Annotated in this window: 22 protein-coding genes; 14 read left to right on the forward strand and 8 right to left on the reverse strand. The window is 62.9% G+C overall.

Annotated elements, in window-relative coordinates:
- Positions 1–15: 15 nt before the first annotated feature.
- From AVO45_RS00360 to AVO45_RS00370, 3 genes are read left to right on the forward strand one after another with little or no spacing between them, the layout of a single operon-like run.
- Positions 16–1,197 carry an MFS transporter gene (locus AVO45_RS00360; RefSeq protein ID WP_276202383.1) on the forward strand — a complete coding sequence of 394 codons (1,182 nt, stop codon included), beginning with the start codon at positions 16–18 and terminating at the stop codon, positions 1,195–1,197.
- A 4-nt stretch (positions 1,198–1,201) separates the two neighbouring features.
- The gene (locus tag AVO45_RS00365; protein ID WP_338055927.1) at positions 1,202–1,756 is read left to right on the forward strand and encodes a DUF3833 family protein; all 555 of its coding nucleotides are present in this window, start codon (positions 1,202–1,204) and stop codon (positions 1,754–1,756) included.
- A 1-nt stretch (position 1,757) separates the two neighbouring features.
- Positions 1,758–2,486, forward strand: coding sequence for an SDR family NAD(P)-dependent oxidoreductase (locus AVO45_RS00370; RefSeq protein WP_068343216.1), 729 nt, complete (start codon positions 1,758–1,760; stop codon positions 2,484–2,486).
- A gap of 24 nt (positions 2,487–2,510) precedes the next feature.
- Here AVO45_RS00370 and AVO45_RS00375 read toward each other — a convergent pair whose 3' ends face one another.
- On the reverse strand, positions 2,511–2,960 hold the full coding sequence (locus tag AVO45_RS00375) for an Lrp/AsnC family transcriptional regulator (protein WP_068344650.1): 450 nt from the start codon (positions 2,958–2,960) through the stop codon (positions 2,511–2,513).
- 123 nt (positions 2,961–3,083) lie between these two features.
- Between AVO45_RS00375 and AVO45_RS00380 the strand changes: the two genes are divergently transcribed.
- Genes AVO45_RS00380 through AVO45_RS00395 form a run of 4 tightly spaced genes read left to right on the forward strand, consistent with a single transcriptional unit; the run spans position 3,084 to position 7,356 of the window.
- Positions 3,084–4,229, forward strand: coding sequence for an amidohydrolase (locus AVO45_RS00380; protein ID WP_068343225.1), 1,146 nt, complete (start codon positions 3,084–3,086; stop codon positions 4,227–4,229).
- A 2-nt stretch (positions 4,230–4,231) separates the two neighbouring features.
- Positions 4,232–5,425, forward strand: a complete 1,194-nt coding sequence (locus AVO45_RS00385) for a diaminopropionate ammonia-lyase (RefSeq protein WP_068343227.1) — start codon at positions 4,232–4,234, stop codon at positions 5,423–5,425.
- Positions 5,418–6,584 carry a M24 family metallopeptidase gene (locus tag AVO45_RS00390; RefSeq protein ID WP_068343229.1) on the forward strand — a complete coding sequence of 389 codons (1,167 nt, stop codon included), beginning with the start codon at positions 5,418–5,420 and terminating at the stop codon, positions 6,582–6,584. Before AVO45_RS00385 ends, AVO45_RS00390 begins: the two co-directional genes overlap by 8 nt.
- A gap of 10 nt (positions 6,585–6,594) precedes the next feature.
- Positions 6,595–7,356: a maleate cis-trans isomerase family protein gene (locus AVO45_RS00395; protein ID WP_068343231.1), complete on the forward strand. Its 762-nt coding sequence runs from the start codon at positions 6,595–6,597 to the stop codon at positions 7,354–7,356.
- Between the two features lie 66 nt (positions 7,357–7,422).
- On the opposite strand, the gene AVO45_RS00400 is transcribed toward AVO45_RS00395, so the two are convergent.
- The 6 genes from AVO45_RS00400 to amrS form a co-directional block, all read right to left on the reverse strand.
- Positions 7,423–8,529: a Glu/Leu/Phe/Val family dehydrogenase gene (locus AVO45_RS00400; protein ID WP_068343233.1), complete on the reverse strand. Its 1,107-nt coding sequence runs from the start codon at positions 8,527–8,529 to the stop codon at positions 7,423–7,425.
- The gene (locus AVO45_RS00405; protein WP_068343235.1) at positions 8,526–9,638 is read right to left on the reverse strand and encodes a dihydrolipoamide acetyltransferase family protein; all 1,113 of its coding nucleotides are present in this window, start codon (positions 9,636–9,638) and stop codon (positions 8,526–8,528) included. The genes AVO45_RS00400 and AVO45_RS00405 overlap by 4 nt, the downstream gene beginning before the upstream one ends.
- Positions 9,635–10,615, reverse strand: a complete 981-nt coding sequence (locus AVO45_RS00410; protein ID WP_068343237.1) for an alpha-ketoacid dehydrogenase subunit beta — start codon at positions 10,613–10,615, stop codon at positions 9,635–9,637. The genes AVO45_RS00405 and AVO45_RS00410 overlap by 4 nt, the downstream gene beginning before the upstream one ends.
- On the reverse strand, positions 10,608–11,672 hold the full coding sequence (pdhA, locus tag AVO45_RS00415; RefSeq protein WP_068343239.1) for a pyruvate dehydrogenase (acetyl-transferring) E1 component subunit alpha: 1,065 nt from the start codon (positions 11,670–11,672) through the stop codon (positions 10,608–10,610). Before pdhA ends, AVO45_RS00410 begins: the two co-directional genes overlap by 8 nt.
- A 3-nt stretch (positions 11,673–11,675) precedes the next feature.
- Positions 11,676–13,382 carry an AMP-binding protein gene (locus AVO45_RS00420; RefSeq protein ID WP_068343242.1) on the reverse strand — a complete coding sequence of 569 codons (1,707 nt, stop codon included), beginning with the start codon at positions 13,380–13,382 and terminating at the stop codon, positions 11,676–11,678.
- Between the two features lie 191 nt (positions 13,383–13,573).
- Positions 13,574–14,674, reverse strand: coding sequence for an AmmeMemoRadiSam system radical SAM enzyme (gene amrS / locus AVO45_RS00425; protein WP_068343245.1), 1,101 nt, complete (start codon positions 14,672–14,674; stop codon positions 13,574–13,576).
- Positions 14,675–14,704: 30 nt separating this feature from the next.
- Here amrS and amrB point away from each other — a divergent pair, with 30 nt between their 5' ends.
- The 7 genes from amrB to AVO45_RS00460 all read left to right on the forward strand — a co-directional run bounded on the left by amrB (position 14,705) and on the right by AVO45_RS00460 (position 22,035).
- Complete coding sequence (gene amrB, locus AVO45_RS00430; RefSeq protein ID WP_082688611.1) at positions 14,705–15,526, forward strand: AmmeMemoRadiSam system protein B; 822 nt, start codon at positions 14,705–14,707, stop codon at positions 15,524–15,526.
- A gap of 311 nt (positions 15,527–15,837) precedes the next feature.
- The gene (locus AVO45_RS00435) at positions 15,838–16,830 is read left to right on the forward strand and encodes an AAA family ATPase (RefSeq protein ID WP_068343250.1); all 993 of its coding nucleotides are present in this window, start codon (positions 15,838–15,840) and stop codon (positions 16,828–16,830) included.
- Positions 16,831–16,837: 7 nt separating this feature from the next.
- The gene (locus tag AVO45_RS00440) at positions 16,838–17,782 is read left to right on the forward strand and encodes a DUF58 domain-containing protein (RefSeq protein WP_068343257.1); all 945 of its coding nucleotides are present in this window, start codon (positions 16,838–16,840) and stop codon (positions 17,780–17,782) included.
- Positions 17,779–18,261 carry a DUF4381 domain-containing protein gene (locus AVO45_RS00445; RefSeq protein WP_068343259.1) on the forward strand — a complete coding sequence of 161 codons (483 nt, stop codon included), beginning with the start codon at positions 17,779–17,781 and terminating at the stop codon, positions 18,259–18,261. The genes AVO45_RS00440 and AVO45_RS00445 overlap by 4 nt, the downstream gene beginning before the upstream one ends.
- Entirely contained in the window at positions 18,258–19,244 is a 987-nt protein-coding gene (locus tag AVO45_RS00450) for a VWA domain-containing protein (protein ID WP_068343260.1), read from the forward strand. The genes AVO45_RS00445 and AVO45_RS00450 overlap by 4 nt, the downstream gene beginning before the upstream one ends.
- A complete protein-coding gene (locus AVO45_RS00455; protein WP_068343261.1) occupies positions 19,241–20,767 on the forward strand; it encodes a vWA domain-containing protein in 1,527 nt (508 codons plus the stop codon). Before AVO45_RS00450 ends, AVO45_RS00455 begins: the two co-directional genes overlap by 4 nt.
- Positions 20,764–22,035, forward strand: a complete 1,272-nt coding sequence (locus AVO45_RS00460) for a BatD family protein (RefSeq protein WP_068343262.1) — start codon at positions 20,764–20,766, stop codon at positions 22,033–22,035. Before AVO45_RS00455 ends, AVO45_RS00460 begins: the two co-directional genes overlap by 4 nt.
- A 27-nt stretch (positions 22,036–22,062) precedes the next feature.
- Here AVO45_RS00460 and AVO45_RS00465 read toward each other — a convergent pair whose 3' ends face one another.
- A complete protein-coding gene (locus tag AVO45_RS00465; RefSeq protein WP_068343267.1) occupies positions 22,063–22,521 on the reverse strand; it encodes an Lrp/AsnC family transcriptional regulator in 459 nt (152 codons plus the stop codon).
- Positions 22,522–22,543 lie beyond the last annotated feature (22 nt).

Genomic DNA, 22,543 nt, shown 5'->3' on the forward strand with positions numbered 1-22,543 from the left:
TTGCGGGTGGCGACGATGGCCGGATTTCTCGCCTGCGCCGGGGTGCCTCTGTACATCCATTTGCCCCGTTTCCTGGTCGAGGCGGGACTGTCCCTTTCAGCTGCCGGGGCGTTGCTTCTGGGGTTGCGGATGCTGGATTTCGTGCAGGATCCGCTGTTGGGTGTCTGGGCCGATCGGGCGGGCCCGTCTTACCGCCCGCGAATGGCTGCGCTGGCCCTGCTTGGGCTTGGGGCGGGCTTTGCCATCGTTTTTGTCTTGCAGCCTGGCGTTCTGGGCCTGTCGCTTGGGCTTGTTCTTCTACTCTCGGCCTACAGCCTGGGCACCATCCTGTTCTATGCTCAAGGCGTTGCAGTCGCAGGCGGTGCCGGGGACGTCGGTCATTTTCGACTTGCAGGCTGGCGCGAGACCGGTGCGGTCGTCGGCATCATTTTTGCCGCGATGCTCCCTTCGCTGGTGGCGTCTGCTCACGGTTCCTCCGCAGGCTACGCGGCCCTTGGTATCGGTATGGTGTTGGCCGCGCCGCTGGTCTGGCGGATCAGCGCGCCGATCTGGTCGGTGCCAAGTTCGGTCACCTCGGGCTTTTCGTTGCGGGCCTTTCGTAATGCCGGAGCGGCACGGCTTTTGCTGATCGGATTGTTCAATGCGATGCCTGTCGCTGTCACCTCTACCTTGTTCCTGTTCTATGTCGAGGATTGGTTGGGTGCGGCCGATTTCGCCGGAGCTTTGCTGTTGGCATTTTTCCTCGCGGCGGGTTTGGCAATACCGGCTTGGGCTGGCTTGGCTGCGCGCTACGGGGCGCGGCAGGTGTTGCTGCCTGCCATGCTGCTTGCAGTTTTCGCTTTCTCCTGGGCTGCCTTGTTGCCACAGGGGGCCGTTGTGCAATTCCTTGTCGTCACGGTGGTCTCTGGCGCAGCCCTCGGTGCCGATATGGCGATCTTGCCTGCACTTTTTGCCACAAGGTTGAAGCGCTCCGATCTGCCGTCCGCAGTGGGATTTGGCGCTTGGGCCTTCGTCTCGAAATCAGCATTGGCCTTGTCAGGCATTCTTGTTCTGCCGACGCTCGAAATTGCAGGATATGTCCCCGGCGGCGTCAACGATGCACCTGCCCTCCGGACCCTCGCGGCGGCCTATGCGATTGTGCCGCTCTTTCTGAAACTGCCGGCGATCTGGATGGTTGCCCGCCTTGCAGACGACTGACCCCATGACCTTGAAACTTCTGCTGTCACTTGCGCTTTCCGCTCTTTTTGCCCTGATGGCCCACCGTATGTTCTTGACCTTTGGTGCTCAGGTGCCCGCCGACTACGCTGGCACTGCGCCGCCCTTTGATGCACGCCGGCACTTGTCCGGTGATCTCTTGTCGGAAGGTGTGATATTCGGACCGTCGGGACGGGTCACGTCGCGCTTTACCGCACGCATGACCGGTGTGTGGGGCAATTCCGGGGGTGTTTTGACCGAGGACTTCGTTTTTGCCTCGGGTGAGACCTTGCAGCGAGAATGGACCATTACCCCCACGGGATCCGACCGGTTCACGGCAACAGCGCCGGATATAGAGGGGCAGGCGATTGACGAGATTTCCGGCGCGACGCTGCGAATGAAATACAGGCTGCGCCTTGGCGAAGGGGCAGGGGGGCACGTCGTGAACGTAACCGACTGGATTTACCTGACGCAGGATGGAGTAATGATCAACCGGTCGGAAATGCGAAAGTTTGGCGTCAAGGTGGCCGAACTGGTCGCCACGATCCGGCCCGCGCGCTGAGATGTTCGCCCGGCGGACGTGGTGGATAGTTGGTGCGAGCGAAGGGCTCGGTGCGGCCTTGGCGCATTTGCTCGATGCAGAGGGCGCGCGCTTGTTGTTGTCGGCGCGAAATGAATCCAAACTTGCCGCGGTGGCGGATCGCCTGACCGATGCCCGTGCGCTGCCAATGGATGTCACCCGGGCGGACTCCGTCGCTGATGCGGCGCGCAACGTTGGGACTGTTGACGGGTTGATTTATTGCGTTGGCCTCTACGAACCGATGAGTGCCCGAGACTTTGCCCCCGAGGCCGCCGCAAATATGGCCGAGGCCAATTTTGTCGGCGCGCTACGGGTGCTGGGGCACGTATTGCCCGAAATGGTAAATCGTGGTTCGGGCCGGGTCATGCTGATCGGTTCGCTGGCGGGGTTTGTCGGTCTTCCCGGAGCAATCGGATACGGGGCCAGCAAGGCTGCTCTGATGCATCTTGCGGAAAACATGCGTGCGGACCTGAACGGTACCGGCGTCGTCGTCCAGCGCGCCAATCCAGGCTTCATCCGTACCCGCCTGACCGACAAGAACAACTTCCACATGCCGCAGATCATGTCGCCGGAAATAGCAGCTGGAAACGTGATCGCGGCGCTGAGGTCCGGCCGCTTCTCGACCAGTTTTCCAAAACCGTTTTCACTTGTTTTTGCGCTTGGGCGTCACCTGCCTTTGGCTCTGTTCCAGTGGTTGCTGCGGACAAAATAGGTTGCCGCATCCGCAGCTAGGCGATCACAACACGTCCAGCGAGGTCTTGACGCGGTCCATGACAACGGAGGTCTTGAACCGGCTGATATTCGATTCATCAAAGAAATGCGCCTGAGTGAATTCCTCGTATTCCTTTATGTCCCGCACGGTCAGGATCAGCAGGAAATCTGATTCACCGGTCGTGTAGTAGCATTGCTGCACACATGGCGCGTCGCGCATCTTGCGCTTGAACGCGTCGAGATGTGCGCGGCTCTCGCGTTCGAGGAGCACTTCGACAATGATCGTCATCTCGCGGCCCAGCTTGCCCGGAGACAGAACCGCGATTTCACGCTCGATCACGCCTGTTTCCCGCAGCCTCTTCAAGCGTTTCTGCACGGCAGGAGGGGACAGGCCGACATCCTGGCTGATAGCCTCGGCCGTGAGGCGTGCGTTTGCCTGAATCAGTCGGAGGATCGCGATATCTTTTTCGTCCATGGTATGAAAATCATCCCGATCAAACTGGTTTGCAATGAATTTCATCGTCAGCTGATGAGATTATTATGCGCCAAGTAGGAAAAAGGCCCGTAGTGTCGAACGCGAATTATCTTGGGGGAAGAGATGAGCAATCTTCAGGAACGGCTGACCGCGCTGCGCAGGGAGTTCCACCGCTTTCCCGAACTCGGATTCCAGGAAACCAGAACCAAGGCGGAGGTTGCGCGCCACTTGCGCGAACTGGGGCTCGAAGTCCACGAAGGCGTGGGCGTCGTAGGTGTCTTGCGCGCCGGTGAGGGCAATCGCGCCATCGGTCTGCGCGCAGACATGGATGCGCTTCCGATCCGCGAAGCGTCTGAACACGACCATGCCTCGCAACATCCGGGCGTCATGCACGCCTGTGGGCACGACGGGCATATGACGATGTTGCTGGGCGCGGCCGAACGGCTTGCCCAGGAGCAGGGTTTTGACGGCACGGTGGTCTTGCTGTTCCAGCCCAACGAAGAACACGGGCTTGGCGCGCAAGCAATGATCGACGAAGGCGTGTTGGAGCAGTTCCCGGTCGAGGAAGTCTATGCCATTCATAACCTGCCGGGCGCGCCGGTCGGTCAGATCTCCACCCGTTCCGGGGTCATCTGCAGCAGCGAGAGCCTGTTCGAGATCACCATTCAGGGCCGGGGCGGCCATTCCTCGATGCCCCAGGTGGGAGTGGATGCGATAACGGTGGGTGCGGAATTGGTTCTGGCGCTGCAAACCATCGTCTCCCGCAAGCTTGCGCCGGGGTCGGGCGCCGTGGTTTCCGTGACCGAATTCCTGACGGACGGTCAGCGGAACGTCCTGCCCGGCAGCGCCGTCATCAAGGGCGACGTACGCGCGCGGCGGCTTGAGGATCGCGCCCAGATCGAAGCCTTCATGCGCCGTATCGCGGCAGGGGTTGCCGCCTCTCATGGCGTGGAGGCCGATGTCAGCTTCAGGACAGAGTTCGTCGAGGCGATCAACGCCGTGGGGCCGACCGAGGCCGTGTACCGCGCTGCCGAAGCTGCGGGCTGCGAGGTCATCCGGGACCGCCCGCCCATGAGCTTCTCTGAGGATTTCGCTCATTTCTCGGCCGCCGTTCCCGGTTGCTTCCTGCTTCTGGGGAATGGCAAGCAAGGCCCCCACGGCCAGCCGCTGCATTCGGCTGACTATGACTTCAACGATGCACTGCTGACCATCGGCGCCGAATTCTGGGTGCAGCTCGTGCGTGACCGGCTGCCCATTCGAAAGGACTGAAAATGCTGGATGTATTTACCTGCGGCGCGATCGGACACATCGCCGCAAATCCTTCCAAGGGCGAGGCCGCTTACCGGGTTCTGTCTCAGGTGGATTTCGACGACGCATGGGCGGAAATCACGTCGTGGGACGGCTATGTTCCCACTCCGCTCGTGGAATTGAGCGGGCTCGCAGCCAAGATCGGCGTGGATCGGATCGACTACAAGCACGAAGGGCCTCGTTTCGGGCTTGGCAGTTTCAAGGCGCTCGGCGGGTCCTATGCGGCGATGCGCGTTCTGCAACGGGAACTGGGCAAACGTCTGGGTTGCGACGTCCGATTGGAAGATATCCGCAACGGTGCCTATCGGGATGCCTGTGCCGGGATCACGCTGGTATCGGCGACCGATGGCAACCACGGCCGGTCGCTGGCCTGGGGCTGCCAGCGGTTTGGTGCCCCTTGCCGCATCTATATTCACGCCGAAGTCAGCGAAGGCCGCGCCGAAGCCATGCGTGCATTGGGTGCCGAGGTGGTCCGGATCGAGGGCGATTATGACGACTCGGTTCTGCTGGCCAAGCAGGAAGCCGAAAAGAACGGCTGGTTCGTGGTCTCGGACACGTCATGGCCGGGCTATGTCGATCCGCCCCGCGATGTGATGGCGGGATACGGGGTCATGACCCGCGAAGCCTGTGAAGCGTTGGAAAGAGCGCCGACGCATGTCTTCCTGCAAGGCGGCGTCGGCGGGCTTGCGGCCTCGGTGGCTGCTGGCTTGCGACAGCACTACGGCGCGGACGCGCCGCGCGTCGTCATCGTCGAGCCCGAACTTGCAGCCTGCCTGTTCGAGAGTGCCCGCAACGGCAGGGCGACCAATGTTGCCATTGCAGAGGAAACCATCATGGCGGGCTTGTCCTGCGGTGAGCCTTCGGGGCTGGCCTGGGACATCCTCGCCGAAGAGGCATCGGATTTCCTGACCATCCCGGACAGCATCGTCGCCCCTACGGTCCGCCTGCTGGCCAATGCTGATTACGGCGATCCGCCGGTCGAGGCCGGGGAAAGCGCCGTGGCTGGGCTTGCCGCGCTGATCGCAGCCCGTAGGAACCCTGAGCTTTCCGCGCGTCTCGGGCTGGACCACAGCTCGCGCGTATTGCTTATCGGATCCGAAGGCGTGACGGATCCCGAGATTTTTTCTGCCATCATGAAAGGGGCCGACCGTGTCTGAGACGCCCGAGCGCGGTTTTCCCGAGGCCGAGTTCGCTGCCCGGACCCGGCGGGCTCAGTCATTGATGGCAGACCGACAATTGTCGGGGCTGTTGCTGATGACTGAGCCGGAGGTGCGCTATTTTTCCGGTTTCCACACGCTTTTCTGGCAAAGCCCGACACGGCCTTGGTTCCTGTTCGTTCCCGCCGAGGGCAAACCCGTCGCCGTGATCCCCGAGATCGGGGCAGCCTTGATGCGGCGCACATGGATCGACGACATCCGGACCTGGAGCGCGCCGGCCCCAGCGGATGACGGTCTGTCCCTGCTGACCGAGCTTTTGTCGTCACTGGCGGCACGCGGCGACACGATCGGAGTCATGAAGGGGCATGAGACTTCGCTGCGAATGCCACTGGGCGACTACGAGCGGCTGATGGCGGGATTACCCGGGTTGAAGGTGGCGGATGCAACGGGCCTGATCCGCAGTCTGCGCATGGTCAAGTCCGAAGCTGAGATCGAAAAGCTTGCCCATATCTGCGCCATCGGTTCGCGTACATTTGCCCAAGTGCCGGCGATGGCACATGAGGGCCTGCCGCTCGAAGAGCTGTTCCGGGCCTTTCGGCGAGAAGCTTTGGCTCAGGGCGCGGATGACGTGCCCTACCTGGTCGGAGGGGCGGACCAAGGGGGCTATCACGACGTGATCTCCCCTCCCACGCGGCGGCCGTTGCAGGCGGGCGACATCCTCATGCTGGATACCGGGGCCAGCTGGGACGGCTACTTTTGCGACTTTGACCGCAACTATGCCATTGGCCACGCCGACGACCTGTCGCGCCGCGCCTATGACGTTTTGTGGCGGGCAACCGAGGCCGGTGTTGCCGCCGCGCGGCCGGGGGCGACGTGCCGCGAGTTGTTTCAGGCGATGCGTTCAGTGATTGCCGAAATGGATGATCAAGGGGGTGATGTCGGCCGTCTGGGCCACGGGCTGGGCATGCAACTGACCGAGTGGCCCTCGCATGCGGCGTTCGACGAAACGGTTCTCGAGCCGAACATGGTGCTGACCCTGGAGCCCTCGCTCGGCTATGGTGACGGTCGGATCATGGTGCATGAAGAAAACATCGTGGTGACCGAGAGCGGTGCCAGACTGCTTTCGACCCGTGCCGCCCCGGAACTGCCCGTGATCTGAGGAGGGTTCGGTGAAACTGGATTTCGATACGGATGAGGGGTTCGGCAAACGCGCCAGGTTGGGTGTGATCGTGCTCGAAGCCGATGAGACGCTGGAACCGGAGTTCTCGAGAATGATGAACTTGGATGGGGTGGCTCTCCATCACAGCCGCATTCCCATGGTCCCGGAAGTGCGGGCGGATACGCTGGCCCAAATGGAAGCCGATCTGCCTGCTTCCGCTCGCTTGTTGCCGCGCTCACGCGATCTTGACGTGATCGGCTACGGATGCACTTCGGCCGCGACAGTGATCGGGTCCGAGAATGTTGCCCGCGCCATTCGGACGGTAATCCCAAGCGCCCAGGTCACCGATCCTTTGGCAGCCATCATTGCCGCAGGTCGGACCCTGAAGGCCACCCGGCTGGGCTTCATCACGCCTTACTTGCCGGAAGTGTCGCGCAGGATGCGCCAGAGATTGGGAGATGCGGGTTTCGAAATCTCCGGGTTCGGATCCTTCGAGGAAGAAGATGACCGAGTTGTGGCGCGGATCACCGAAACTGCAATTGTCGCGGCTGCGCTTCGCATTGCCGAAGCGGCACCCTGTGATGCAATCGTCATATCCTGCACCAACCTCCGGTGCCTTGGGGTCATCCCGGAGATCGAGGAACGGGCCGGTTTGCCCGTGATCTCCAGCAATCAGGCCTTGGCTTGGCACATGCTGCGCCTGGCCGGGGTCGATGATGTCAGGCCATCCTTCGGAACGCTGTTTCTGCATGGTCTCGAAACCCGAACCTGACATCAGCGGCCGACAACGGGCGGAAGCCTGACGAACCGGAGTTTCCTGGGGCAAGGCCGGAGGGCATCAGGAAAACCGCCGCAGTGCCATTGCCCGCCGGACCCGTTCCTCAGCCATGGCGTTTGCGGCCGCCCGGGGATCCGTTGCGGTCGAACGGGCGCGCTCCAGAACTTCCCTGGTATTGCGTCTGATCCGTTCCTCGATGACCTGGAATGCCATTTCCTGGCCGCCGCCGCGAAGTTCAACGGCGGCGCAGATGACACCGCCGGCATTGGCAATGAAGTCAGGCACAACGAGAATGCCGCGTGCGCGCAGTATGGCCTCTGCCTCGGGAGTTGCAGGGATATTGGCGCCTTCCAGAACCAGGCGGGCTTTGATCGCGTCTGCGTTCCCCGCATGGATCGCATCCGGCCGGGCGGCCGGGATCAGGATGTCGCATTCCGCGGTGAGAGCTGCCTCCGCCGCTTCAATCCGGGCCTTTCTCAAGGCAGTTACGCTTTGGCCATGCCGCTTGAGATTTTCCAGTTCGTCCAGAGGCAGGCCTTCGGGGTCCAGAATCGTTCCACCGGTGTCCGATACGGCTACCTGTCGCGCGCCCCTTGCGGCGAGAAATCGTGCCGCATGACGCCCGACGGCTCCGAAACCCTGAATGGAGACGCGCGCGCCAGAAAGACTGACCCCGCTGATGTCCTGGGCGGTCTCGGCGGCCACTGTCAGACCGAAACCGGTGGCGCCAATCTCATCGAGGGGAATGCCGCCCAATAGTGCAGGCAGCCCGACCGCGCGTCCGGTTTCTTCGCGGACCCAGGCCATACAGGTTTCGTTGGTGCCCATATCTGGTCCCGGGACATAACTCTCCAACTCTTGGATTGCATTCGCAAAGGCACGAATGAGAATTTCCTTGTCAGGCTGGGCCATCGCAGGATCCCCCACGATCACCGCCTTGCCACCGCCATGCGGTAACCCCGCCGCAGCGTTTTTCAGCGTCATCGCCCGTGCTAGCCTGGCGCATTCCTCGAGCGTCACGTCGTTGGCCATGCGGACGCCTCCGATTGACGGGCCTGCGGCGACGTTGTCGATGACTACGATGGCCTGCAGGCCAATAGCTGGGTTGCGGACATGCACGATTTTGCCTGGCCCCAGATCGTCGGCCAGAGAAAGAAGATCCGTCATGAGAGACCATCCGAATTGCCAAGGGATTTCTTTGCCAAACTCGTACGCAGCGCGTCGAGAAACCGCGCGGCCTCTCCGCCGGTGACCACGCGATGATCGAAGGTCAGCGACAGCGGCAGGACGCGACAGGGGGTGATCTGTCCATCGACCACGCAGGGTTTCACGTCGATCCGCCCGGCACCGAGAATGGCGACCTGCGGGGCAGGCACGACCAGCGCGGCGTGTTCGCCCGCCATCATCCCGAAGTTGGACAGCGAGATCGTGGCCCCCTTGAGGTCTTGCGGCGGAATGCTGCGGTTCTCGACAGCGGACTTGAGGTGTTTCAGCTTTCCGGCAATGTCCGGTTCGCTGTCGGCCGCTCTGAGCACCGGTGTGAACAGACCCTCGGGCGTGTCCACTGCAATGCCCAGGTCGACATGTTCATGGCGTTGCAAACGGGTTCCATCGAACCAGGCATTCAGGGCTGGCTGGGCTTGGCACGCCGCAACGATGGCTCCGATGAGGCGCAGCGTCGGGTCCTCCTTCGGCCCCCACGCCCCGATATTGACCTGATCCATGATGGTGGCCGGAACCACGCTGGCGTGAGAGCGCGCCATTGCCGAGGCCATCGCCCGGCGCACGCCCCGGAGTTCTTTGCCGGAGGTCTGCTGCGCGGCGGCGGTCACGTCCGAGGAAAGGATCGTGCCTTCCGGTCCGCTGCCCCGGACAGTGCCGAGGTCCACGTTGAGCTCCCGCGCCAGCCTGCGGACGGCGGGGGCCGCCTGAAGGCGAGGCGTCGTTGCCTTGGCCTTGACACGGGTGTCTGCGCGGGGGCTGTCTGCCGGTTTCCGAGGGGGGGCGATTTCACCGACAATGGCGCCGGCGTCCTCCTTTGCGCCAGTGTCGATTTCGACCAGAGGTCCATCGGTCGGCACGATGTCTCCCGGTTCCGCGATGAGGCGCCGGATGGTTCCCGAGTACGGCGCCGGGATTTCAACCACGGCCTTGTCCGTCTCCACCGACACCAACGGTTGCTCGGCAATGACATGATCGCCCTCGGCCACATGCCAAGCGACGATTTCGGCCTCTTTCAGGCCCTCTCCTAGGTCCGGCAGTCTGAAAACGGTCATTCGAACTCCAGCACGTAGTGGACCGCGTCAAGGATGCGGTCGGTCGAAGGCATGTACCGGTCTTCCAGTCGAAGGTAGGGCATGACCGTGTCATAGCCCGCCACCCGCCGAATCGGGGCGAGAAGGCTGGTCAGGCAGGTCTCGGCCAGGTCCGCCGCGACCTCGGCGCCGAAACCGCCGGTCAGGGGGGCCTCGTGCACGATCACGCAACGCCCGGTTTTTTCCACCGAGGTGCGCACGGCGGCGCGGTCGTAGGGTTTGACCGTTCCAAGGTCGATCACCTCTGCAGAAACCTCGACCTCGGCCAGTTGTCGGGCGGCCTCGAGTGTTTCAACAACCATCGCCCCCCAGGTGACGAGGGTGACGTCCGCGCCCTCGCGCAGCACAAACGCACTGTCCAGGGGCAGGGCTTCGCCGTTGTCTGCAACCTCTTCCGAGGTGGCCCGGTACAGGCGTTTGGGTTCGAGGAAAATCACCGGATCCGGGTCGCGGACGGCCGCCAGCAGCAGGCCGTAGGCCCTGGCCGGAGAACTTGGAATGACCACCCGCAGACCGGGCACGTGCGCCAGCATGGCCTCGGTGCTTTCGGAATGATGCTCGGGGGCCTTGATGCCGCCACCAAAGGGGGCGCGCAGAACCATCGGGCAGCTCAGCCGCCCCCTCGTACGATTGCGCATGCGCGCGGCGTGGCACACGAGCTGATCGACCGCCGGATAGATGAAGCCCATGAACTGGATCTCGGCCACAGGGCGCAGCCCCTGTGCCGAAGCGCCAACCGCCAGCCCGGCGATCACTGTCTCCGACAGGGGCGTGTCTCGGACACGGGATGGGCCAAACCGTTGCACGAGGCCTTCGGTGGCTCGAAATACCCCTCCGTCGATCCCCACATCTTCGCCGAAGATGATGACATCCGGGTCTTCCTCCAGCGCGAAGGCCAGTGCTGCACGGACGGCTTCGATCATCGTCATTTCAGCCATCGCCCAATTCCTCCGCCTGTCGCGCCAGATCGCGGGGCAAGCTTTCGAACAGGTTGGCAAGCATCTCCCCCGCCGGTTCGGGAGGCGTGGCCAGATAGTTTTCGGCGGCCTGGTCCACCTCTTCACGGCATGTGCGCAAAAGCGCCTCTTCGTCCGCCTTGCTCCAGCCATGCACCTGGGTCAGGTGGCGGCGCAGGCGGACCAGTGGCTCCTTCTTCCATTGGGCGCTCACTTCGTCGTCATCGCGATAGCGGCTGGCATCATCGGCAGTCGTATGATCGCCCAGCCGGTAGGTGACGCATTCTATCAAAGTCCCGCCCTGACCGGACCTTGCCCGTTCCAGCGCCCTTTCGGTCGCTTCGCGCACCGCGATCACGTCATTGCCGTCGACCTGCTCGCCCGGCAGGCCGCAGGCAACGGCCTTTTGCGCCAATGTCTGCGCAGCCGTTTGGTCCTGACGCCGCACCGAAATGGACCATTGGTTGTTGTTGAGCACAAAGACCGCCGGCAGGTTCCACGCCCCGACCAGGTTCAAGGCCTCGTAAAAATCGCCTTTCGACGTCGCGCCGTCTCCTCCGACCGCGACAGCGACCCCCGGCACCCCTTTGTGAACCAGGGCCAGTGCTGCCCCCGCCGCATGCGGGAAATGCGTGCCGACTGGTATGCAGACCGGAAAATCACGTTTGGGAAGCGAAAAATCATTCCCGCGTTCGTCACCGCCCCAAAAGAGAAACAGCTCTTCCAGAGTGACGCCCCGGATCAATTGCGCTCCATGCTCGCGGAATGACGGCAGGAAAACATCCGTGGGCGCCATGGCGCTTGCCACCCCGACGCCAACAGCCTCTTGTCCCAGGCTGGAGGCATAGGTGCCCAAACGCCCGGTGCGCTGCAACGCGACCGCCTTGGAGTCGAAGGTCCGGCATCTGACCATCGCCGAATACAGGGCAACAAGAGTGTCGCGGCTTTTCGCAAAATCGGGCAACTCGCGCAGAAGGGTTCCTTCTGCATCAAGGTAGGCACCCGGATCGGTCGTCCTTGTCTGGCGGGTTCTGGCCATGGTCTAGTGCGCCTTCTTTTTCAACTCCCTTGCCATGATTTCGCGCATGACGAATTTTTGCACTTTGCCCGTGGCGGTCAAAGGAAATTCGTCTACGAACCTGATATATCGCGGAATCTTGAAATGGGCGATCTTGCCCCGGCAGAAGTCCCGAATTGCTTCTTCGGTTACGCTGTGACCTTCACGCAGCTTGATCCAGGCGCAAACTTCTTCGCCGTATTTCTCATCCGGCGCTCCGATCACCTCGACCTGTTCGATGGCCGGATGTGTATAGAGAAAGTCTTCGATTTCACGGGGGAAGATGTTCTCGCCGCCCCGGATGAGCATGTCCTTGATGCGCCCGACGATCTGGACATAGCCTTCGTCATCCATCATGGCGATATCGCCGCTGGCGATCCAGCGCGCCTCGTCGATCGCCGTGGCGGTTTTCTCGGGGTCGTTCCAGTATCGCAGCATCACGCAGTAACCGCGGGTGAGCAATTCGCCCGCAACGCCACGCGGCGTGATGCGGCCTTCGGTGTCGACGATCTTGATTTCGGTGTGCGGCAGAACCCGGCCAACGGTTTCGACCCTGCGGTACACCGGATCGTCGACCGAGGTCTGAGTGCTGACCGGCCCGGTTTCCGTCATACCGTACGCAATGGTGATCTCGGTCATGTGCATCTCGTCCATGATGCGCTTCATCAATTCGACCGGGCAGGGCGCTCCGGCGATGATACCGGTGCGCAGGTGCGACAGGTCTCGGTCGGCAAAGCCCGGCGTATCCAGCGCCGCGATGAACATGGTCGGCACGCCGTGAAAGACCGTGCAACGCTCGGCTTCGGTGACCGCCATCGCCGCTTCCGCGTCGAACCCGGCCGAGGCGAACACCATCGTTGCGCCATGCGCGACGCAGCAGAGCGTGCCCAGCACCATCCCGAAGCAATGATACATGGGCACAGGGATGCACATGCGATCCCGGTGCGTCAGCCGCATCTGGACGCCGGTGAAATAGGCATTGTTGACGATGTTGTGGTGAGTCAGCGTCGCGGCCTTGGGCTTGCCGGTGGTCCCGCTGGTAAACTGAATGTTGATAGGATCATCGAATTGCAGAACTTCCGCGAGTTCCCGAACGGTTTGGCGCGTCCGGTCGTCGGCTCGCGCCAATACGTCCTTGTAGGTGATCGCCCCATGCAGAGCTTGGTCGGCCAGCGTGATAACCCATTTCAGGCTCGGAACCCGTTTGGCCTTCAACTGCCCGGGCGGGCTGCCTTCCGACAGTTCCGGCATCAGTTCGGTCAGCATTTCGGCGTAGTTGCTGCTTTTGAAACGCGGCAACAGAACCAGCGCTTTGGCCTCGACCTGGTTCAGGGCATATTCCAGCTCTGACAGACGATAGGCCGGGTTGATGTTGACGAGGATGAGGCCCGCTTTCGCGCTGGCGAACTGCAGCACAACCCATTCGGCCATATTCGGGGCCCAGATCCCAATCCTGTCACCCGGTTCGAGTCCCAGTGAGACCAATCCGGCAGCGGCCTCATCCACGTGATGTCCCAACTCCGCATAGTTCCATCGCACGCCCTGATAGGGCACGACCAGTGCGTCGTTGTCGGAGAATGTTGAAACCGTACGCTCGAACACGGCGCCGATGGTCAATCCCATCAAGGGCGTCGCCGATGCTCCGTGCGCATAGCTTGCTCTCGTTTCCTGGGGTGTGACGCTTGCAGGCATTGTTTCACTCCTCCCTCAGTGAAACAAAATTCGACCGAAGCTTGGTTGTCAGGATCGGACGATATCTTTCAGCTTCGCACCGATCCGCGTGACATCGCATTGATCGGAATCAAAACAGGGTCGGTCTGGCGATGCAGGCAGCGGGGATTGGCTCTCACCGCCGGTAGCGACCTGGATCGAGGTGGCAGCCCTTACGCGGCGGAAATCCGCAGCGGCATGCGGGTATTGCCCCAAGTGCCCGGCTGCGCCTCGAAAACGCCTCCGATAGGTGATCCGCAGGCTTCGCACCTTCCTTCGGGCGTCAGTGCCCAGGATGTAATGTCATACCAGTCGCGCCCGATCACGCAGGTGTGGCATCCAGGGCAGTAGGTGCTCTGTCCGGGGCGGTCATGGACGTTTCCGGTGTAGATGAACCAAAGGCCCGCCTTGGTCGCAATGTCACGGGCCGCCGTCAGGGTCTGGCGCGGCGTGGAGGGGGTTGCTTGCATCTGGTTGTCGGGGTGGAACGCGCTGAAATGCAGCGGCACCTGTGGCCCAAGGCGCTCGGCAACCCAGTCGCTCAGGGCCGAGACTTCGTCATGGCCGTCATTTTTCCCCGGGATCAGCAATGTGGTGAGTTCCAGCCATGTCCCGGTTTCGTGCCGCACATATTCGAGCGTCTCGAGCACATCCTTCAGATGACCCGTGCAGAGCCGGTGATAGAAGTCCTCGGTGAAGGCCTTGAGGTCGATATTGGCCGCATCCATCCAGTGGAAGAATTCCTCGCGCGCCTCCCGGCCAATGTAGCCGGCCGTGACGGCGACGTTTTTCAGCCCGCGTTCCCGCGCGATCCGCGCGACATCCACGGCGTATTCCAGAAAGATCACGGGGTCGTTGTAGGTATAGGCAATCGACCGCGCCCCGGCCGCGATGGCCGCCTCGACGATCTGTTCGGGCGAGGCACGGTCCATCAGCCGGTCCATCTGCCGGGCCGTCGAAATCTCCCAGTTCTGGCAGAACTTGCAGGTCAGGTTGCAGCCCGCCGTGCCAAAGGACAGCACCGGAGTGCCGGGAAGAAAATGGTTGAGCGGTTTTTTCTCGATCGGGTCGATGCAGAAGCCGGATGAGCGGCCATAGGTGGTCAGCAGCATCCTGTCGTCCTGCCGGCCCCGCACGAAACAAAGCCCGCGCTGGCCCTCGCGCAGCTTGCAATAGCGCGGGCACAAGTCGCACTGAATGCGCCCGTCGTCCAGAAAGTGCCAGTAGCGCCCCGGCACGCCCTTCAATCTGGTATTGTCAGTCCTAGATTTCATAATGCGTCACGCCTTCAAGGAGGCTGAGACATGGTTTCGCTTCATCACACATATAGGGTGCGAGAGCCCGCAGTTGCAGGGGTCTTCTATCCCAAAGAGCCGGGCGCGCTTGCGCGACAGGTCACAGATCTTTTGAACAACGCCATGTCCGCGCCGCGACACGGGGTACGAGGAGTGATCGCGCCTCATGCGGGATATGTGTATTCCGGCGCGATTGCGGCCGAGGCCTTCGGGTGCCTGCGCGACAGTTTGCACCGGTTCCGGCGCGCCGTAGTGATCGGTCCCTCCCACTATGTGAGGTTCACCGGGCTCGCCGCTCCGTCGCAAGGAGCGTTTGCCACGCCGATGGGGCTGGTTCCAATCGACCGCGAAGCAATTGAAGCCCTTGTCTCCGAAGGGTTGGCGGCCATCGATGACGCGCCGCACGGGCCCGATCACGCCGTCGAGGTGGAATTGCCGTTCCTGCAAGCGGTGTTCGGGGCAATGGCGATAGTTCCCTTGCTGTTTGGAGAAACCTCTGCCGCGCATGTTGCCAATGCGATCCGTAGGCTTTGGGACGACGACACGCTTTTGGTGGTCAGTTCCGATCTTTCGCATTACGAGCCCTATGATCTCGCGACCGCGCATGACACCCGGACCGCGACGGCCATCGAAGGCTTTGATCAGGCGGCCATCGGACCGTTCGAGGCCTGCGGCCACATGGCAATCCGCGGAATGCTGCTCGAGGCGCAAGACCGGGGATACTCGATTGAACGGCTGGACCTGCGAAACTCGGGCGACACGTCAGGCGACCGGCAGCGCGTCGTGGGGTACGGCGCATGGGCGATTGGCCAACTGGAACCAAGCAACTGAAAGAGTTGTCGTGCGCGCGGTCCGTCCGTGCTGATTTGAGCCGTCGCCAACCTGGAGAGTTCGGTGGTTCAGTGACCCCGTGTCCAAGAGGCCCGCGTCAGGCGACAGCCACGACCGATCGCTGTCTGCACGGTGCGGCTTCTCGGCAGCGTCCAATTCAGGCGATCCGGTTCAGACCCCAAGAAGGTTCGGCTTTTCGGGTCCGGCATAGCACTCATAAAATCAACATCTTGCGTCTGGATTGCGTGGGACTAGCTGTTAGTATCGCCTTGCGACCACGGCGTATTGGATCCGGAAAGGTTTGATGTTTCATGAATTCTCGAGAGCAAATCGCATTGTTGAGGCAGCGTATCGGTGAATCGATCATCGGACAGGGCCAGGTGGTCGACCGGCTGGTGATCGGGCTTCTGGCCAATGGCAATCTTCTCATCGAAGGTCTGCCCGGGCTGGCCAAGACGCGGGCGGTCAAGGCCATGTCGAAGAACCTTGAGGCCGATTTCAGCCGCATCCAATTCACCCCGGACCTGCTGCCGTCGGATGTGACGGGCACCGAAGTGTATCATCAGGCGGGCGGCAGCGGAGAGTTCCGGTTCGAACCGGGGCCGATCTTTGCCAATATCGTGCTGGCCGACGAAATCAACCGTGCGCCTGCCAAGGTTCAGGCGGCCCTGCTTGAGGCGATGGAGGAACGGCAGGTCACGGTTGCCGGCACCACCCACAGGATGCCGCCGCTTTTCATCGTCATGGCCACCCAGAACCCGATCGAGCAGGAGGGCACCTATCCGCTGCCCGAGGCGCAGATGGACCGCTTTCTCATGAAGGTGCAGATCGAGTACCCGCCGGTCGAAGACGAGGTCGAGGTGATCCGTCTTGTTCGGGGCGAAGAGCAGGGTTCAAAGGAATCCAAGGCAGACGAGGGCGCCAAAAAGGAAAACCCCTCGGTGATTCCGCAGCAGGCCGTGTTCGACGCCCGGTCCGAGATCGGGCAGATGCATGTGGCCGACGCGATGGATCGCTACATGGCCGACCTGGTGCAGGCCACGAGGACGCCCGGCGCACTGGATGCCGATCTGGCCCGCTGGATCGAAATCGGGGCCTCGCCCCGTGGATCGCTGGCGCTCGACAAATGCAGCCGTGCCCATGCCTGGATGCAGGGGCGCGACTATGTCGATCCCGAGGATGTCCGGGCCATTGCGCATGATGTGCTGCGTCACCGGATTGCGTTGAGCTACGAGGCGCAGGGCGACGGGATGTCCAGCGATCAGGTGATCGACAGGGTCCTGTCCTTGGTCGCCTTGCCTTGAGGCGATCATGGCAGGCGTTGCGGATACCGGCTCTGACCCACGGATCCATGTGACCTTGGCGCGGTTGCGCGGTTTCGAACGGCATGCCCGCGCAATCAGCTTTCTGCCACGGCAGCCTGCGCGCTCGGCGCTGAATGGGCGGCACGCATCGCGGCTGAGGGGGCGGGGGCTCAACTTCGAGGAGCTGCGCCACTACCAGCACGGCGACGATGTCCGCACCATCGACTGGAAGGTGACCGCCCGCACCGGCGAGCCGCATGTCCGGGTGTTCACCGAAGAGCGCGACCGCCCTGCGCTGCTGCTGGTCGATCAGCGCATGAGCATGTTCTACGGCACGGTGCTCAACATGAAATCCGTGACCGCGGCCGAGGCGGCGGCGCTTGCGGCATGGCGGATGCGTATTCAGGGCGACCGGGTCGGAGGTCTGGTCTTTGGGGATGGCCGGGTGGCCGAACTGCCTCCGCGGGCCAGCGGGACCGCGCTGAACCGGTTCCTGTCTGTTCTGGCCGAAGCAAATCAGAGCCTGCATGTGGGGCAACCCGCCGAAGGGCCTGTGACGTTGAACGGGCAACTCGAAGCGGCCACGCGCATCGCCAAGACCGGCTTCACCATACTGGTGTTCAGCGATTTCGCGGGCATCGACGCGCGCACCGAGAAACTGGTGCATCGCTTGTCGTTGCACAATGACGTGATCCTGTTCCCGGTGTCCGACCCGACCGGCCTAACACTGCCGGATGGTTTCCGCATCGTGGCCTCGGATGGCCAATTGCAGGTTTCTCTGGAATCCTCGGACGTGGAGGTCCGCAGAAAGCTACAGGACTTTCTGGACAAGCGATTGGAGCCGGTACTGGGCTGGAGCCGCAAATACGGCACGCCGGTCCTTCCGCTGACCACGGCCGAGGAAACGCTCCCGCAGATGTTGTCGCTGTTCGGTGCGGGGGGGCGGCGATGACGGAAGAGGACTTTGCCGGCAAGAACCTGACCGAGCTGCTCGACATGCTCATTCCGCCGTCCGAGCCCGAGGCGATCTCGATGTGGCCGCAGACGCAGGGCTGGACCTGGCTGGCGATCATCGCTGCCGCGCTGGCGATCTGGGCCGGGTTGCGCTGGCGCGCCCGTCGGCGGGCCAACGCCTATCGCCGCGCCGCGTTGCGGGAGTTGCGGCTGGCTGGCGAAGACCCCGTCGTCATAGCCGCGATTCTGCGCCGTGCAGCCCTCAGCGCCTATCCGCGTTCGGATATCGCCAGCTTGCTGGGGGACGACTGGCTTGCATTTCTCGACCAGAGTTATGGCGGCAATGGCTTTGCCGAAGGGCCGGGCCGGGTGATTGCGCAGGCCCCCTTTGTCGCTGCCGCGCCGCCCGTCCCCGGGCTTGAAACGCTGGCCGAGCAATGGGTGCGCCGCCACAAGCCGATCAAGGGGAGGTCATGACGCTTTCGCTGGCATTCCCTTGGGCACTCCTGCTGCTGCCGGCGCCCTTCTTGGCGTGGCGTTTCCTTCCGCCATACAGGACGACCAGCCGGGCCATTCGCATCCCGTTCTTCCGGGAGGTGTCCGAGGCGGCCGGGCTGACGCCCCGCGCCGGATCGGTGGTGCTGACGCGCCGCAGGATGCAGGTTGCCGCCGCCGTCCTGTGCTGGGTGCTTGTCGTGACCGGGCTTGCGCGCCCGGAGTTGCTAGGGCAGCGCGTCACCGTCGAAAAGGCCGCGCGTGACCTGGCCTTGGCGGTCGATTTATCCGGCTCGATGGATGCCCGCGACATGAAGGACGCCGCTGGCCAGCCGCAACAACGGCTTCAGGTGGTCAAGGACGTGGTCGCCGATTTCGTGGCCGAACGCGATGGCGACCGGATCAGCCTGATCGTGTTCGGGACCAAGGCCTACGTTCAGACGCCATTCACCGAGGATCTGGAAACCGTCGCCGAGATGCTGGGCGATACACGGGTCGGCATGGCCGGGCCCGATACGGCGATCGGCGATGCCATCGGACTGGCCATTCACACCTTCAGCACCAGCGAGGTCGAACAGCGACTGTTGGTGCTGCTTTCGGACGGGGCTGACAACGCCAGCCGGATGAGTCCGGTCAACGCGGCGGAAATCGCGGCGCAGGAGGGCGTTGCTATTTACACGATCGGTGTCGGAGATCCTTCGGCCGGCGGAGATGAGCGGGTCGATCTGACAGCGCTGAAGGACATCGCCCAGCGTGCAAATGGCGAGTTCTTCTACGGCTTCGACCAAGAGGGGCTTGCGCGCATCTATGACGAGATCGACCGCCTGAACCCGCGCGTCACCGAAACCATCACCTTTCAGCCGCGCCAGCCGCTGGGGTGGATCCCGTTCGGGCTGGCGGCGCTCATAGGGTTGGCGGCGCTGCTGTGGCTGTCTTTCTCGCAGAACCAGAGGGCCGAGCCATGACGGGCTTTCTTGACGCTCTGTCTGCCCTGCATCTCTTGCGCCCGTGGGCCCTGTTGCTGGTGCCGGTGATCCTGTTGCTATGGTGGCGCGTGCGCAACCCGCGCGGGCAGGGGGCAGAGCAGCCATCGGGTATCGCGCCGCACCTGGCCGAAGCCCTGACCGTGGGCAAGGCCAGCGCTGGGCGCATCCAGCCCATAGACAGCGCGGCACTGGCGCTGGTCCTGCTGACCCTGGCTGCGGCCGGGCCGACATGGAGCCGGGTGCCCAATCCCTTCCTGTCGCAGACCGCTCCGCTGGTGGTTGCGATCGAGGTCGGCAGTTCGATGGAGAACCCGGACGTGCCGCCATCGCGGCTGGAGCGGGCGCGGTTCAAGGTCATGGATCTGGTCGAACGCCGCGCCGGGGCCAACACCGCCCTGATCGCCTATGCGGGCACCGCGCACCGTGCCGCTCCGCTGACCGACGACCCGAATATACTGAAAGCCCTGCTGGAGGGGCTGAGCCCCGAGGTCATGCCGCGCGATGGCGACGATGCCACGGCGGCGATGCGGATGGCGGATGCGGAACTGGCGCGGGTGGAAACTCCGGGGGCGATCCTTTTCGTGCTCGATGGGCTGAACAGCGTGGACCTGCCCGCGTTCAACGAACGCGGTGAAACCGATCCGCCGGTCATGGTGTTGTTTGTAGCGCCTGAAACTGCGCCCTTGGGAGCTCTGGAAAATCTGGCGGGTGTCGAGGTCATCCGAATGACCGCAGACGAGTCTGACCTGGACCGAATCGAGCGAGTCGCCCAATCCGCCTACCGGGCCGCGCTTCTGGGCGACGACCGGCTGGAATGGGAGGATCGGGGATGGATGCTGGCCTGGCCGGCGGCGCTGATCCTGCTGCTGTGGTTCCGAAAAGGGTGGACGACCCGGTGGGGGCTTGCGCTGGGAATCGCCCTGGGCCTGCTTGGGCCGCAACGCGCGCGGGCCGATGTCATCGACTGGTTCTTTACCCCGGATCAGCAGGGCATGATGGCCTATCGCGACAAGCAGTTCGCGAAGGCGGGTGAATTGTTCGCCGACCCGATGTGGCGCGCCTACTCCAAGTATCGCGCGGGGCAATACGCGGATGCGGCGGAAATCTTTGCCCGCATAGATACCGCCGAGGCTGCAATGGGCGAAGGCATGTCGCACATGAAGAACCGCGAGTACAGGGCAGGAGTGGCCGCCTTTGAGCGTGCCCTCGAAATCCGGCCGGACTATGCCGAGGCGCAGCACAACCTCGAAGTTTCGCGCTACATCGTGGACTACATCGAAAGCGCCCGTGAGCAGAGCGATACGGGAGAGGAAAGCGGCATCGGCGCTGATGACGTCGTGTTCGACAACCAGGCGCAGCGCGGGGCCGAAACGCAGCAGCAGTATCAGGAGGAAGGGCCGGATTTCCAGACAGCCGACCAGTGGATGCGCTCGGTCGATACCGACATGAGCGATTTCCTGCGGACCCGGTTTCTTGTCGAGGCCGCGGAGGGGCCGCAATGAGGGGGCTTCTTTCTGCACTTCTGGTGTTGTTCTGGCCGCTGGTCGGGGCGGCGCAGGACGTGCCGCCCGCGCCGCAGGTCTCCGCCGAACTCAGCGCCGAAAGCGTGGTCGTCGGGCAGCCGTTGGTTCTGCGGGTGACGGTTCTGGTGCCGACATGGATGCCGAAGCCGCCGGTATTTCCGAGCTTCGAGGCGCCGAACCTGATCGTTCGCCTGCCTTCGCGGGCGTCCGGCCCTGTCAGTCAAAGCGTCAATGGCGAGACATGGTCCGGCGTCAGCCGGGCCTATCGGCTGTATCCCATGGTCGAAGGCAGTTTCACGCTGCCTGCTCAAACCGTCGATCTGGTCTACGCGAACCCGCCATCAACCGAGCCGGTGTCCGTCTCGGTGCCTCTTCCTCCTGTCACCTTCACCGCCACGGTGCCCGAAGCGGCCCGATCGCTGGATCCTCTGATCATCGCCGAGAACCTGACGTTGACCCAACAGATCGAAGGCGAGGCCGAAGTGCTGTCTGCCGGTGATGCCGTGACGCGCGAGGTCATGGCAAAGATCGAAGGCACTTCGCCTCTGTTCATCCCGCCCCTTATTCATGACATCCAGGCCAAGGCGGTTCAGGCCTATCCCAAAGAGCCGAGCCTGTCGGAAACGGAAAATCGCGGGGTTCTGTCCGGCGAAAGGGCCGAAAGCACCACCTATGTCGCCCGCTATGGCGGAGCGGTGGCATTGCCCGAGATCAGCCTTCAGTGGTTCAGCACCGTCTCGGGAAAGGTGGAAACGGCAACGGTGCCCGGTCTGCAGTTCGAGGTTGATGCGCCAGCACCTCCGCGCCAACCGCTTCTGACACCGCGCCAGGTCCTGTTGCTTGCCGGTGGGGTGCTGGTGTTGGCCCTGCTCGGATGGGCGTTCAGGCGCTACGCTTGGCCATCCGTTCGGATGGCGCTAATGCAACGGAGGGCCCGCCGTCTTGCAAGCGAGGCACATGCGGCCCGATTGCTGCGTGCGGCCATACGCGCGCAGGACCTTCGCCTGATCGCCCGGCAGCGCGCGCTGTGGGACTCGCGGTTGCCCCCCGTCGATCACCCTGCGGAAAAGGCGTTCGACGCAGAACTTCTGAAAATCGGCGAGGCGCGCTTTGGACGATACCAGCATGCCGTTGATGCATCATGGCGTAGGGTCGCCACATTGTTCGAAGCGGCCCGCAAGGCGCGTCTTGAAGCCACCCGGGCGAGCCGTCGTGACACCGCGCTGAAACCCCTCAATCCTTTCTGACCCGGAGTTGCGGCGCGGAGACTTGGATCAGTCCAATGAAGGGAAAACGGCTGTTTTCTTCACGGTCCCGTAAACGAAGCTGGTGTCAATCGAGGCGATCCCTCCGATCGGGTGAATGCGGTTGCGGATGAAATCCTCGTAGGCATCCAGCCCCGAGACCATCACGCGCAACTGGTAGTCCGTCGCGCCGGTCAGCACATGGCATTCAAGCACTTCGGGGATCGCCATGATCCGTCGTTCAAAGTGCTGAACGTCGGTCTCATTGTGGCTTTGCAACCGGATGCGGACGAAGACGGTGATCGGCAAACCGTACGCCGCGCCGTCCACATCCGCGCTGTATCCCCGGATCGCGCCGGATGCCTCAAGGTTCCTGACCCGCCGCAGGCAGGGCGAGGGCGACAGGTTCACGGCCTCGGCGAGGTCTTGATTCGTCATGCGCCCGTTCTTCTGCAGGGCGCGGATGATCTGTCGGTCTTTGGCGTCCATTTCGGGCCTCGTTGGGCAGATT

The sequence above is a fragment of the Ruegeria marisrubri genome (genome assembly GCF_001507595.1).
Lineage (GTDB): Bacteria > Pseudomonadota > Alphaproteobacteria > Rhodobacterales > Rhodobacteraceae > Ruegeria > Ruegeria marisrubri.